General features: G+C 36.9%; 11 protein-coding genes. 3 read left to right on the top strand and 8 right to left on the bottom strand.

The annotated features are described in order from the left end of the window. Positions 1-36: 36 nt before the first annotated feature. The 7 genes from H4O18_RS12860 to H4O18_RS12830 all read right to left on the bottom strand — a co-directional run bounded on the left by H4O18_RS12860 (position 37) and on the right by H4O18_RS12830 (position 7,883). The gene (locus H4O18_RS12860; protein WP_187585207.1) at positions 37-354 is read right to left on the bottom strand and encodes a magnetosome magnetite crystal formation protein family; all 318 of its coding nucleotides are present in this window, start codon (positions 352-354) and stop codon (positions 37-39) included. Between the two features lie 25 nt (positions 355-379). After that, the gene (locus tag H4O18_RS12855) at positions 380-1,633 is read right to left on the bottom strand and encodes a dihydroorotase (RefSeq protein ID WP_187585205.1); all 1,254 of its coding nucleotides are present in this window, start codon (positions 1,631-1,633) and stop codon (positions 380-382) included. Beyond that, positions 1,630-3,552 carry a BatA domain-containing protein gene (locus tag H4O18_RS12850; protein WP_187585203.1) on the bottom strand — a complete coding sequence of 641 codons (1,923 nt, stop codon included), beginning with the start codon at positions 3,550-3,552 and terminating at the stop codon, positions 1,630-1,632. Before H4O18_RS12850 ends, H4O18_RS12855 begins: the two co-directional genes overlap by 4 nt. Positions 3,553-3,684: 132 nt before the next feature. Next, entirely contained in the window at positions 3,685-4,692 is a 1,008-nt protein-coding gene (locus tag H4O18_RS12845; protein WP_187585201.1) for a glycosyltransferase family 2 protein, read from the bottom strand. 74 nt (positions 4,693-4,766) lie between these two features. Next, positions 4,767-5,450, bottom strand: coding sequence for an SGNH/GDSL hydrolase family protein (locus tag H4O18_RS12840; RefSeq protein ID WP_246474259.1), 684 nt, complete (start codon positions 5,448-5,450; stop codon positions 4,767-4,769). 47 nt (positions 5,451-5,497) lie between these two features. Then, on the bottom strand, positions 5,498-7,201 hold the full coding sequence (locus H4O18_RS12835; RefSeq protein WP_187585197.1) for a phytoene desaturase family protein: 1,704 nt from the start codon (positions 7,199-7,201) through the stop codon (positions 5,498-5,500). A gap of 49 nt (positions 7,202-7,250) precedes the next feature. Beyond that, a complete protein-coding gene (locus H4O18_RS12830) occupies positions 7,251-7,883 on the bottom strand; it encodes a hypothetical protein (RefSeq protein WP_222942410.1) in 633 nt (210 codons plus the stop codon). A 160-nt stretch (positions 7,884-8,043) separates the two neighbouring features. Between H4O18_RS12830 and H4O18_RS12825 the strand changes: the two genes are divergently transcribed. Together H4O18_RS12825 and H4O18_RS12820 are read left to right on the top strand one after the other, a co-directional pair. After that, on the top strand, positions 8,044-8,490 hold the full coding sequence (locus H4O18_RS12825; RefSeq protein ID WP_187585193.1) for a response regulator: 447 nt from the start codon (positions 8,044-8,046) through the stop codon (positions 8,488-8,490). Between the two features lie 5 nt (positions 8,491-8,495). Further along, the gene (locus H4O18_RS12820) at positions 8,496-11,753 is read left to right on the top strand and encodes a PAS domain S-box protein (protein ID WP_187585191.1); all 3,258 of its coding nucleotides are present in this window, start codon (positions 8,496-8,498) and stop codon (positions 11,751-11,753) included. 45 nt (positions 11,754-11,798) lie between these two features. On the opposite strand, the gene H4O18_RS12815 is transcribed toward H4O18_RS12820, so the two are convergent. Continuing rightward, positions 11,799-12,236 (bottom strand): response regulator, encoded by a 438-nt coding sequence (locus H4O18_RS12815; RefSeq protein WP_187585189.1) that lies wholly within the window; start codon positions 12,234-12,236, stop codon positions 11,799-11,801. A 562-nt stretch (positions 12,237-12,798) separates the two neighbouring features. Here H4O18_RS12815 and H4O18_RS12810 point away from each other — a divergent pair. After that, a complete protein-coding gene (locus H4O18_RS12810) occupies positions 12,799-14,088 on the top strand; it encodes a HipA domain-containing protein (RefSeq protein WP_187585187.1) in 1,290 nt (429 codons plus the stop codon). Positions 14,089-14,150 lie beyond the last annotated feature (62 nt).

The raw sequence follows: 14,150 nt of genomic DNA, 5'->3' as shown, positions 1-14,150 counted from the left end.
CTATTTAGACCTCTTTAAATAGGTTAATAATAAATTTTATTCTCCAATAGATCCAATAATTGGTAATTTTTCAACTTTACCATTATTTGCATTTATAGCACCCATTATTGCCAAAATCCATGGCGCCCATTGCAAAATTCTTAGGAATCCCATTCCCATTAAAGCAGCAATAATTCCAAGGACAATGGATAGGGCAATGGCCAATATCCAGACCCTTAATGATTGGCCAATATGGAATTTTACAAATTCATTTTTTTTATCACTGTTAACGATAAAGGCAATGAGTAGGCCAATTACTGTAATGTAACTGATTATTGCCATCGTTTTTCCCTCACTTATAGTATTCTGGTCCATCTTATAGATTTTAGTTCCTATAAATTTAGTTAATTATTTGGTTGTTGGACACAATACCATACACCTTTCCTTTAAGTTTACTTCCTAGAAAACAGCTATTTTTGGAAGTGGATAGAATATCTTTCTCTTCAAAGATATATTCTGGGTTGGGATCAAATAAGGTAAGATTGGCATTTTCACCAACTTTAAAGTATGGTGTTTTAACTTTATACCTTTCCCTACCTTTGGTCAATAGGGATATGGTGGTTTCAAGATCAAAAATTTGATTCAACATTCCGAAGGCGCTTTCCAAGCCAATGGTACCATCGGAGGCATTGTCAAATTCCACTCTTTTATGCTCAATATCCATGGGTCTGTGATCCGTGGTAACAAAATCTATAGTTCCATCCTTTAAACCTTTAATCAAAGCCTTGGCATCCGACTTGGTCCTTAGTGGGGGCATCAATTTAAAATGTGAGTCGAATTCAACCAAAGTCTCGTCCGTAAAACATAAATTATGTACTGCCACACTACAGGTAACATCCAAGCCCTTTTTCTTGGCTTCCGCGATTAGCTTTACGGAATTGGCAGTTGAAATAGTGGGGATGTGCATTTTCCCTCCAGTATATTCCAGTATAAAAAGATCTCTGACAATACTTAGTTCTTCAGCCAAATGGGGAATTCCCTTTAGACCTAGCCTGGTAGATACTTCACCCTCATTTACAATTCCTTTTCCGGCAATCTGCATATCCATAGGGAAAGAATGTACAAGTCCATCAAAATTATGGGCATATTGAAGTGCAACCTTTAAAAGGTTTGAATTTTTAAGGGGTAATTTGTAATCATAGTAACCTACGGCACCAGCACTCTTCATATCATAAAGTTCCGCCAAACTTTCACCTTCGGACCTTATGGTCAAGGTTCCCAAGGCATGGAGTGTTGTGGCACTTTGTTTTGAAGCATTCTTTAAAAAAACAATATCAGAACTGCTATCGGGGAGTGGATTGGTATTGGGATTTAAAACAATATCTGTAAAACCACTCTTTGCAGCAGTGTATAGCCCATTTTGAATGGTTTCCCTTTCCTCATAGCCTGGTTCCCCAAAACTTACACTGGAATCAAACCACCCAAGGGAGATGTGTAAATTCTCGAAACTGATCACCTTAGTTCTTCCTTGAACATCCAAATTGGCGGCAATATTTTCTATCACCCCATTCTTTATAAAAATATCCCGCTTTTTTAAATGAAGATCCTTGTTGGTAGGGTCTACTATCTTGGCGGATTTTAAGAGTATGTTCATTTTAAAAATTTTTGGATAAGAACTTCAGCAAATATAAATGCCAATGCTAAAATAACAAACCATTTCCAAAGCTCGTTTATGCTATTGTCTTTTTCTATACTTTGGAATAAAGTTGCTACATTGTCATTAAAACTATTGCCTTTAAGGTCATTTATGTCCATATAATATAGTTGGCTTTCCGCTCTTGGAAAATTAAAACTTATGTTTTTAATGGCCCTTCCTTGGTCGGTAATGTTAAATATTCCTGCTGTTACAGGATAATCGTCAAAAGTGAGGGTTGTTTTATTGGTAAAGGATTGTTGAAAGGGAATAAATTCATCATTTTCATTGGAAACTTTTAAAATCCGATCCTTAGTAAGATTAACAGGTATATCCACTGTGGTTTTGCTACCTATCATTTCATAAATTCTTGGAATCCTCAGGCTGCCCATTCCCATATTGTAAAACGTTGGGACTATTAATGGGGAATTAATAATATTGGAATTGTCCTTGGAAATGGATGCCGTAAACAAATAGGTACCGTCTTCCCCAACTAAAAAAGGATCACCACTTTGGTATGAGAGGATTTTGGGCATGTTGGATTTAATATTATAAAAAGACTTAATGGAGGGGTACTGGAAATTTGTAACTTCCTTTTCAAACACATTTTTGAACAAGGGATGGGAAAAGGCTATCTCACTAATTTTTCGTTCCTCTATAACGGAAGAAATTAGGGAGGAGTTGGAAAAACTTCTTAGAAACGCATTGTAATTATCCATATCCACTTGGATACCTGGAATAACAACCAAATTTCCGCCAGCAATTTTAAAGGCTTTCAATGCATTTTGCAAGGCTATTGGAATAGATTTAAGTTCATTGAGGATAATCAAGTTTTGCGATTCCAATAGGCTGTAGTTTAAAGAATTTACATTAAAATTGGAATATAGGAAGACGTCTTCAGTAAATATACGTCTTAAGTAATTGCCATTGATATCACCAATGGATAGTACTTTGATTTTATCTTGTTTGTTTGTGTTGAAGTAAAGTTGATTGTCATAATTGAGTCCTGAATCGGAGATTAAAATTTTCCCATCGATAACCTCGCTTGCCGGAATAGTAAAAATAGCCTCGCCTTTTTTGTTTTCATCAAAGGTAGCGGATGTTTTTGCAATCAATTTTTCTCCATTATATAAAGAAACCGGGGTATTGTCTATTTCGTTATTAGCGGATAATATAGTTTTTAGATCTACATTTTCCGAAGAAACGTTGCTAATAAATACGGTGTCAATTGAAACATTTACAAGCTTATCCGGTAAAGATTGTACCAAATGTCTATTTATATTTGGCAATGAGTCAATGGTTGGCGAATAGATACTTTTTTGAAAATCAGAAATCAAGACCAGGTCGTTCCGAGAAGCTTCACTATTGGTGAACAAAGTCTTGGCCTTTAAATAGATTTCTTCCAACTGTAATTGGTTCTTGGAATAGGTCAGGGAAAGCAAATCGTTCTTAATATCGGCAATACGAACCTCCCTATATATATTATCATTGGTGAAAATACTAAAAGTGTTTTCTTCGGGCACTGATTTTAATATCTCCTGAACCATATTTTCCAACAAAGTACCACTTCCCGTATTGGCTTGCATGCTCAGTGAATTATCAAGATAAATTACAGTTTCATTTCTTTTTAGCGCTGATTTGCCTGGGATAAAGGGTTGGGCAAAGGCTACTATCAAGGCACTTAAAATCAAGAGGCGGGTACATAACAGGAGCCATTTCTTAAGGGTATTGCTCTTCCTGGATTCTGCAACAACTTTTTTTAAGATTTTTACGTTCGTAAACGGGGTCTTCTTAAATCTGCGAAGCTGAAAAAGATGAATTAAAATAGGAATAAGTAGAAGAAAAAGGGCCCAAAGGAGTTCCGGATGTTTAAAAAGCATTCCTAAATTTAATTTTTCAAATATAAGAAAAGAAATTCGAGGCCGCCTTAATTTTATTGTGGATAGATGGACTAATTCTATAACCGTTTAAAACATTCTTATTTTCTTGCCAAGTGCATATATATACAGGGGTCAACAAAAAAATATATAATCCTTAACCGGATTTTTTCCTTTTCCCAATAAATACTCCCTTATAAACTCTTGAGCTTCGCTATTGGCTACAGTAATTATTATTTGAGGTTGTTGAAGCTTGTTTAATTCCAGATAGTGGTGCATCTTTTTATCGTAAATATCCAAACCAATTTTATTGGTATTGTTACAAACCCAAGTAAAATCTATATCCTGCCCAATAAGATTTTTCGCCAATTTTTTTCCCTTGTTACCAGCTCCCCAAAGTACAAAGGGTCTTTGATTATTATGGTCAAGTTTTAGAAAATAATAGAGTTTAATATCCAAGAAATAATTTTGGGCATAGTGTTCACTGGTTCTGGAAGTTCTATAACTATAATCGCGCCAGTGGTGCAGTATCTCATTACTGGGAATACATTTTAGCCCTTGTTCATAAAAGCGAAAAGCAAGGTCGTAATCTTCTGGATAACGATCGGATAAAAATGACCCCACCTTGTCCAGGTCATTTCTAAATACCATCCAACATGGGGAGGGTATCACGCATTCCTTATAAATTTCTGAATAATTTGTTCCTTGTTCCGTTAAGCGGTTTAACCACTTTTCATAGCCTTTGTACCCACCGCCAACACCTTCCTTGGAAAAGTATTTTACCTTGCCAAGGGCCACATATCCTTCTCCATGAATTTCCAAGGCATTTACCATGGTTTCCAGTTTATTTCTAGACATTAAGTCATCGGAATCCATTCTGGTTATAAAAGTGCTCTTGGAACGGGAATAGGCCGTTCTTAAAGCTTCTATAATTCCCTTACCCTCATTTTCCAGAACTTTAATTCTGATATCCCTCTTGGCATAGGAATGCATAATCTTAAGGCTGTTGTCTGTAGAATTATCATTTACCGCCAGAATTTCCCAGTCGTCATAAGTTTGGTCAATAATAGACTGTATGCAATCCGGTAAAAATTCCTCGGTGTCCTTAAAAGGAATAAGGATACTGATAGTTCTATTGTCCATTTGCCTAAAATAGAAATTTATCTCCCAAAAAATCTTTCAAAGAGCATCTAAGAATAATAGGGGATAAGCTGAATTTAATTTTGTAGAAGGGCTTTTTGTATTGCCGCCTCGACCATAGGTTCCATTACCGCATAACCAGCCGCTGTAGGATGTACTTCATCTTCTGCATATTTTTTTGGAAGTCCATTTCTGTCATCTACCATAGTCGTAAAATAGTCTAGATAAATATGGCCATTGGCTTCGGTATATTCTTTTAATAGACTGTTTAAAGCGGGTATTTTTTTATTGGGATTGAGTCCTGGTCTCCAAGGGTAATCATAGGCAGGTAGTACGGAAGAGATAATAACTTTTATCCCATTGGTTGTTGCCAATTCTGCCATCGATTTAATATTGTCCACTATCATTTCCAAGCTGGAAGGCCCTGTGTTTCCAGCAATGTCATTGGTGCCGGCTAAAATAACCACTACTTTGGGTTTTAGGTCTATTACATCCTGTCTAAAGCGCAAAAGCATCTGAGGTGTGGTCTGTCCTCCAATTCCCCTGTTGATATAGGGTTTACCTTTGAAGAATTCCGGTCTGGTATTTATCCAACCAATGGTAATGGAATTGCCCATGAATACTACGCGATTTTCACCAGCAAGTGGTGGTCCTATTTTTTTATTGTCTTCGGAAAAGCGTTCTAGATTTGGCCAATCCTGAGAAAAACTATTATTCATGGTAAAAATGGTCAGTACAAAGAGGGCAATGGATAATTTCATGGTTTTCATATTGGTAAAAGTGGTTAAAGAAAATATTAATACTTGAACTAGTCTGGAATTTTCACTGATTTTTTTTCATTTGTGATCAATCGCGCTTTTCTCAGCTTTATTTTTTGTTGAATATCTGTTGGATAATCGGTATCGTCTTCAGCCTCAAAGATTCTTATATTCTGTAATTCATCTGGCTTTATTAAATCCTGTTGCTTGCAATTTAATATGGCAGCCGCTGTCTGAACTCCGGAATAACTAGCGCCTGCCACTCCATGGGATTGAATGCTTGCCCCGCACATGTATAAATTTTCTATTTCGCTCTTTGCCCTAAACGCAAAGGGGCCAATCTGCCTAAAAGTCTTTTCAGTGCCATATACACTTCCATTGGTGGAATTTATATAATATTTGTTCGTTATGGGAGTCCCCAACTCTTTATGAACAATGTTTTCCCTTATTCCTGGTACGGCCAGTTCCAAGGTATTGATCATTTTGTTGGTCAATATTTCTTTGAATTCCATGTATTCCTTGGATCGCTGTTCGTTTTCCTTGTTAAATTGGGCAAAAGAATCAGGATTAATGTAAGTAATAACTTCAAGGGAGTGGTGTTTGCCGTCATAGCTTGTGGGATCTTTGAGCGTGGTACAGCTTACGAATATACCGGGAAACACTTCGCCGCTGGTAATATCCACATCTGTCATCTCCTCATATATCTTATCCATGTCCTTGTTATCCATCATCCATATATTTCCAGAGTCCATTCCTAATTTTCGAACATCTATATCCACCGTTAGGAAAAGCATTAGGGAACTACAGGAGTACTTTGTTTTATTCAGTTTTTTAAGAAGTTTAGCACTGAGGTTTTGTTCTTTCACCAAGTTTAAATAGGTGACCCCGGGATCGGCATTGGAAATGATTCTGGAAGCGTAGATTTTCTCACCATTTTCTAGTTCTACTCCAATGGCTTTCTTTCTCTTGTCCCCTTCCAAAAGAATGCTCTTTACTGCCGTGCCGGTACGTATTGTTCCACCGTTTCTCTGTACAGCCTTTGTCATGGACTTAACAATGGCGGCTCCGCCGCCCATTGGGTAGTATCCCCCGCTAAAATAATGATCCATTACGGCACAGTGCAAGGGGAAACTTGCCTTTGCAGGGGCCAAACCATGGTCGCCCCATTGTATATTTAGCACTTTCTGCAGTAGGGGGTCTTTTATATGCCAGTTGATCACTCGCTTTAAGCTGAACAAAGCATATTTCCCCATATGCTTTGTTCTAAAGGGGATGGTGATATTGTCCCAAAAACCGCTCATCTTCGGAATCAGCTGAATTTGACGAGAAACATTTCTGACTAACTTTAAATAGTGATTTAAACGTTTTTTTTCCTTGGGAAACCTTTGTCCTAGAGAAGCGTTTAAATCTTCGAAATTTCCAGGCAGATCTATTCTTTCTTCTCCAATAAAGCAATGCTCATATCCCTCTGGATTCATTCTAAAAAAAACCAAATCGTTAGCTATTCCCAAACCTTCATATAGCTCCCTGGTTGATTCGCCTTCACCTAGTAAGCCAATATAATGTACTCCAGGAGAAAAACGGTGACCGTTTAGGTAAAAGCTATGGCACCAGCCACCAGGAACATCATGTTGCTCCAATACCAAAACCCGCTGTCCTGCTTTGGATAGGCAAATGGCTGCCGACAATCCACCTGCACCGGAACCGATAATGATGGTATCTATTTCTTGAAGCGGTTTTTTTTTGATGTTCATTGAACAGGGATTAATTATGTCTGGTTGTATTTAATGGGGCAATATTATTCTATTCAGGTTTCTTGTTCTCTATTTGGAAATACTGCTGCTCTTCCAGACTCAGACTTAAATGACCCATTACCTTTTTCTTTGTAGGCCTAAGCTTAATAAGATAAAGAATTAAAAGTAATGAAATTACTAGGTAAAATACATTGTTGTTTATCATAAAGCTAACTGAACTCAAAAATGCTGCCCCTTCCAAAAATGCAAAACGTACAATTGACGCCTGTAGGTAGGGCATTAATTTTCCTTTTAAAGATTTGCTTTTGACTATACTGGTCAATTGTTTATTGAAAAAGTAATTGCTTCCAAAATAGCTGATCATGGCAATTATGGGTACTAAGTAAATAAAAACACTTTCACTGTCTGTAGACCCCAGGACCACATTATCGGCCCTCATAAAAACAATGATGGTAAATAAGAACACACTAAAAGTAAATACGGCGTGGATGATGGAAAGCGTAAAAAAATAGCTTTTGGCAGTTAAGGTTTTGGCTTTGGAATTGATCATATGGCATTGTACAATAAAGTGGTGCTTGGCAATGCCATAACTAGTAAATTTTATGTTGACCACACATTTGCACCTAAAGGTATAAGCCTTTCTGTTTTCATGCAAGGAAGTTATGCCAAAAATTATAGCCACTTCAGGAAAGGACTCTTATTCGTTGTCATTATGAAGCCAATGAATATAGGCATTTTAAACAATCTCAATGGAAATTAAATTAGCAAGTCTTTTTGTTTATTTTTATATAAATAGAATTAAAGGGGATAAATGTTAACTTTAGTATCTTAATAAATAAAAAATGACTAAAAGCAATTTTCAAATACTTCTGGCAGACGATGATGAAGACGATTGCATGTTTTTTAAGGATGCCTTGGACGAGCTCTCTTTATCTGCAACTTTGAAAACAGTAAGAAATGGGGTAGAACTTATGGATTTTCTTGAAAATAATTTATCCAACCTTCCTCAAGTTCTTTTCCTGGATTTGAATATGCCCCGTAAATCAGGAACAGAGTGTTTATTGGAAATAAAGGAAAGTGAAAAATTGAGGCGATTGCCAGTAATAATTTATTCCACTTCTTCCAACCTTGAGGTAATGGATATGCTATATTGTAAAGGTGCGCAATACTATATTAGGAAACCAGCAGATTTTGCTGATTTAAAATTTGTTATAAACAGGACTATTTCATTGTTAAAAGAAAAGAATGTACAACATCCCACCAGAGAAGAATTTGTAATACAAACTTGAATTGAATGAAATTGAATACTACTCATAAAAATAAGGACCGATTGTTTCTTGAGGATGGAGGGCAAATGGGCGAGCTAATTAGTACAATGGACTGGGATAACACAAGCCTGGGACCCATAAGTAATTGGCCTGTAAGTTTACGTACTACCCTTGCCATAATTTTGCACTCTTCTTATCCCATGTTTTTCTTTTGGGGAGATGAGCTTATCTGCTTTTATAACGATGCCTTCCGACCAAGTCTGGGGATAGATGGAAAACATCCTGCTATTGGTAAAAAGGGTAAAGAGGTTTGGCCAGAGATATGGGATTTTATTGGACCATTGATCGATCAAGTAATCACTACTGCCAAACCTGTTTCATATAGTGACCAATTGGTGCCATTTTACCGAAACGGGAAAATGGAGGACATATATTGGACATTTTGCTACAGTGCTGCTTTTGATGATTATGGCAATGTAAATGGTGTAGTAGTGACCTGTACGGAAACTACTGAAACCGTATTGACAAAAAAGGAACTACAAGAAAGTGAACGTAGGCTTCGCACAATGATTTCACAAGCACCGGTTTCAATAGCTATTTTTCAAGGCAAGGACCATGTAACTGAAATGGCCAATTCTCTGGCTCTGCAAATGTGGGGTAGAAAGGAAGAAGACGTTTTGGGCCAACCAATTTTGGAAGCAATGCCAGAACTAAAATCGCAAGGCATTAAAGAGTTATTGGACGAGGTTTATTTTACTGGTAACACTTTTTCCACTTCAGAATTTCCAGTGCAGATCATTAGGAAGGAAAAATTGGAAATGGCTTATCTCAACTTCAGCTTCGAACCACTCTTAGATACTACCGGGGAAATTGAAGGTATAATGGCATTGGGCATTGAAATTACAGATCAGGTAAATGCCCGCAAGGAAATAGAGGAAAGCGAGAAAAAATATAAAGAACTAATTTTTGGTTTACCAGTAGCGGTATATACTTGTGATGCGGATGGATATATACAACTCTATAATGAATCTGCCGTTAAACTTTGGGGGCGAACCCCAGAGGTGGGAAAAGATTTATGGTGTGGATCGTGGAAGATTTTCACGAACAGTAGCACCCCTTTGCCCCTTGAGGATTGTCCTATGGCAATTGCCTTGAAAGGAGGTGATATAATTAACCCGGAACTGGAAGTGGAACGTCCTGATGGAACCAGGGTCAATTTTGTTCCTTATCCCCAGCCCATTTATAATAGCGAAGGAAAAATTACCGGTGCAATAAATACACTTATTGAAATTACCGATCAAGTGGTTGCAAGGTTAAAAATCAAAGAAAGCGAAATACGTTTTAAGGCAATTGCAGACAATATTCCCAATCTAGCATGGATGGCACATGAGGATGGGTCTGTCTACTGGTTCAATAATAAATGGCACGAATATACGGGTACGTCACCTGAAGAAATGGAGGAATTGGGTTGGGAATCTTTTCATGACCCCGAAATTTTACCTGAAGTATTGGTTAATTGGCAGTATTCTGTAGAACATGGAAAGAAATTTGAAATGATTTTTCCGATAAGGGGTGCCGATAATACGTATAGACAATTTCTTACCCGAGTATTACCTGTTTATGATGATAAGGGTAATATTTCCAAATGGTTTGGTAGCAATACCGATATTACAGAACATGTACATGCCAAAAGAAAACTTGAGGAAAGCGAAAAAAAATTCCGACTTCTGGCCGACTCACTTCCGCAATTTGTTTGGACCGCGGACCCACAGGGTAATCTGAATTATTTTAACAAGTCAGTTTTTGAGTATTCGGGACTGTCCCTGGATCATTTAATAGATCGAGGATGGTTACAGATGGTACATCCAGACGATAGGGAAAAAAATATTAAAACCTGGGAGGATTCCATTGCAACTGGAAAGGATTTCTTATTGGAGCATCGCTTCCGCAGACAGGATGGCGAATACAGATGGCAGTTGAGCCGAGCAAAACCACAGCGAAATGAAGGTGGAAATATTCAAATGTGGGTAGGAAGTAGTACCGATATACAGGACCAAAAAATTTTCCGCGACGAATTGGAAAAACAGGTTAAGGAACGTACTGCCGAGCTTTTGGAATTGAACGAGTCGCTTAAAAAAAGTGAACAGCGTTACCATCTAATGGTAGAAGAAGTGCAGGACTACGCCATAATTTACCTAAACCCGGAAGGTATTGTGGAGAACTGGAATACTGGAGCAGAAAAAATTAAAGGCTATAAAGCCGAAGAAATAATAGGTAGAAATTTTTCCAATTTTTATACCGAAGAGGATAGAAAAATCGGACTCCCAAAAAGGTTATTGGGCCTGGCTGCCAAAAACAACAAGGCGGTACAGGAAGGATGGCGAGTAAAGAAAGATAAGACCCCGTTTTGGGCAAGTGTAGTAATTACGGCAATACACAATGAAGAAAACGAGGTAATAGGATATTCTAAAGTAACACATGATCTAACGGCAAAAAAAGCATCGGATGATGCACTTAAGGAAAAAAAGGTTGAACTTGAACAAAAAAATAGTGAGCTTCAGAAAATGAACAAGGAACTCCAATCCTTTGCTTATATATCAAGCCATGATTTACAAGAGCCCCTGAGAAAAATTCAAACCTTTGCCTCCAGAATAATCGAAAAGGATAAGGATACCCTTTCCGAAAATGGAAAATATCTATTTAAAAGGATGCAATTGTCTGCAGAACGTATGCAGTCGCTCATAGACGATTTGTTGGCCTATTCCCGAACACATAATTTGGAAGGTGATTTTAAGAAAATCAATATTAATGATATCATTGAGCAGGTGAAACAAGATCTTAGTGAAGAACTACTGCAAAAAAATGCCACAATTGATACAGATAAGACTTGCGAGGTCAATATCATTCCATTTCAATTTAAACAGCTCTTTTACAATCTTATTAGTAATTCTTTAAAATTTTCAAATCCAGAAATACCTGTGCACATTACAATAAAAAGTGAGCATGTTAATGGTAAAGAATTGGAAGGTGAAGATTTTCACGATTACAAAAATTATTGTCGCATTACTTTTTCTGATAATGGGATTGGTTTTGAACAAGAATACAGTGAAAAGATATTTGAACTATTCCAGCGCCTTCATGGAAAGACAGAGTATCCAGGAACCGGAATAGGACTTGCTATAATAAAACGAATTGTAGAAAACCACAATGGCATTATTACGGCTAATGGCGAATTGGGCAAGGGGGCAACTTTTAATATATACCTACCCGTAGGAAACCAATAAAATCAGGCATAAGAAACTATGTAAAGCGTTGTGTTATTATTTATCCTAGACAATAACCGAAAAATTTAAAGCATCATTTTTCCTTGAAGATGTATTTTGAAAAGGTCTTAAAGATTTATATAATATGGTTTTCAATTGATTGTACGAGTTGGGTTTCTTTATATATTGATTAGCCCCGCCTTCTTTCAATTGGTCCACTTCATTTTGATTATAGGATGTGGAATAAATGATTATTTGGATTTCAGATAGTTCAGGAATGTTGCGGATATCGGACAGGCATTCAAATCCGTCCATAAGTGGCATTCGAAGGTCTAAAAAAATGGTATCGGGCAAAGGATTGCCAGAATACAATTCCGCCATTAAATCAACACCGTTTTCAAATTGTTTTACCGAGGTTTCAATGGGTAATTCGGACAAAGCGTCCATAAAAATTTCGCGATCATCCCGATCATCGTCTGCTAGAAAAATGCTAATAGGATTCATAACTGTATACATTAAATGATTATCTACCGGCTAAAGAATATTATATTTTAGTTGTTTTAAGCACTTCAATTTTGATTTTTACATGTACATATGTTTGTGTCCATTTTAATTAAGCTCATTCATTTTCCGTTTCGGTAATAACTTTATTTGGAGCATTGTATAGGGACTTGTTTGTTCGTTGTTCTTATCATATCTCTAAATTTAGGCATAGTTATATTTTTAGAATGCATCTATTGAATAGAAAATTAACTCTAAACATCTTCGAGTCGATCAGTATAAAAGAAATTGTCCTAAAATTGGATCGATAATTAGCCCATATTTTTTAAGCTTCTATTCTGCATCTTCAATTTGCAAATTTCTAAACGGCTAAAGTTCCCTACATTTTATTTTCTGTCATTTTATAGGTCTCTGGATTCAACGGCCGTTTATAACAATTGTCCCTGGCGATAAGGATTTGGAAGTAGAATGAATAGCATTAAAAATAAATTTGAATAGATACGCTTTAGCTATTGTATTGACTTAGTTTTAGGTGGGAAACAAGAACCTTTAAGAATCGGGACCTATGAAAAAAATATTCCTTGGCATTGGTATTATCCTCTTAATTTTATTGGGACTAACTTATTGGTCGGTGTCTACTACCCCTAAAAATCTTGGAAGTCGCCAAATTTCGGGTATGGGAGATATTGAAAAAATAAATTTTAGGCAACATGATTCCATTGTTATGGCAGCCAATACTTTATACGAAGGCACCAATTTAAAAGAACTTATGCAAGGGGAGCAATATAGGGATGCTTGGGCAATGCCCATAAAGGTTCCAATAGTTTATTTGGATACCTTATTTGGAGGTATGAAGGTAATTGAGGAAGGTGGCGGTAAACAGACCCATTCCTTAAAGCTTGAGTCGGCCAATGGAATTATATATACCTTAAGAAGTATTGTAAAAGACCCTGAACCATTAATTCCCGAAGTAGCTAAAACCCTAGGCCTTGAAAATATAATTATCGATGGAATTTCGGCACAGCATCCTTACGCAGCCGTTGTGGTGGCAGCCCTTGCGAAGCATGCTGATATTTTAAGTACCCATCCGAAAATTGTCTTTGTTCCAAAACAACCGACCCTAGATAAATTTAATGACAAATACGGGAATCGTATGTTTCTGTTGGAATATGAAACGGAAGGGAAGTCGACCTGGATAGGCTATGCAAACCTAACCGAAATTATGGATACAGAGGATCTTCAGGAATTTAAGAGGGATAACCCTGATAAAATATCCATTGATCAAGCGGCTTTGGTGAAGGCGCGCTTATTTGATCTATTGATAGGCGATTGGGATCGGCATGCTAAACAATGGGGCTGGGCCATTCAAAAAAATGGGAATTCATATAATGCAATTCCACTTCCTTGTGATAGGGACAATGCTTTTTTCAATCTTGAAGGCGTAATTCCAACCATAATAGCCAATAAAAAAATCCATCCCAAAGTACAATCCTTTAAAAACGAGGTTGAATTTCTTAACGGTCTTGTGGGCCCTTTTGATGTTTATTTCTTAAAAAACGTACCCGAATCGGTTTTTATCAGTCAAGCCGAAAACTTACAACACCGCATGACCAACGAAGTTATTACTAGGGCTTTTCAAATTTGGCCACGACAAATTTATGATTTGGATGGAGACGAAATAATATCCAAAATTATAAGTAGAAGGGAAAATATGACAGAATATGCCAAGCAATTTAAGAAAATATTGGATGAAAGGGAGTTGATTTTGGAACCGCTTATAGGTTCGGAAGATTTGGAGTTAAACGAAGAGCTCATGGGGTGTTTTGATTGTATGGCCTCCAATTCCAAACCTTAAGAAATCCAATTATTTAATTTGGTTCAAATACCTTCAACCTTAAAGAAAAGAAACATTTCAAT

Origin of the sequence: Arenibacter arenosicollis (assembly GCF_014397245.1) — a bacterium.
Classification (GTDB): Bacteria; Bacteroidota; Bacteroidia; order Flavobacteriales; family Flavobacteriaceae; genus Arenibacter; species Arenibacter arenosicollis.
The sequence above is the reverse complement of the archived record's forward strand: the minus strand, read 5'-3'. Positions and strand labels throughout refer to the sequence as shown.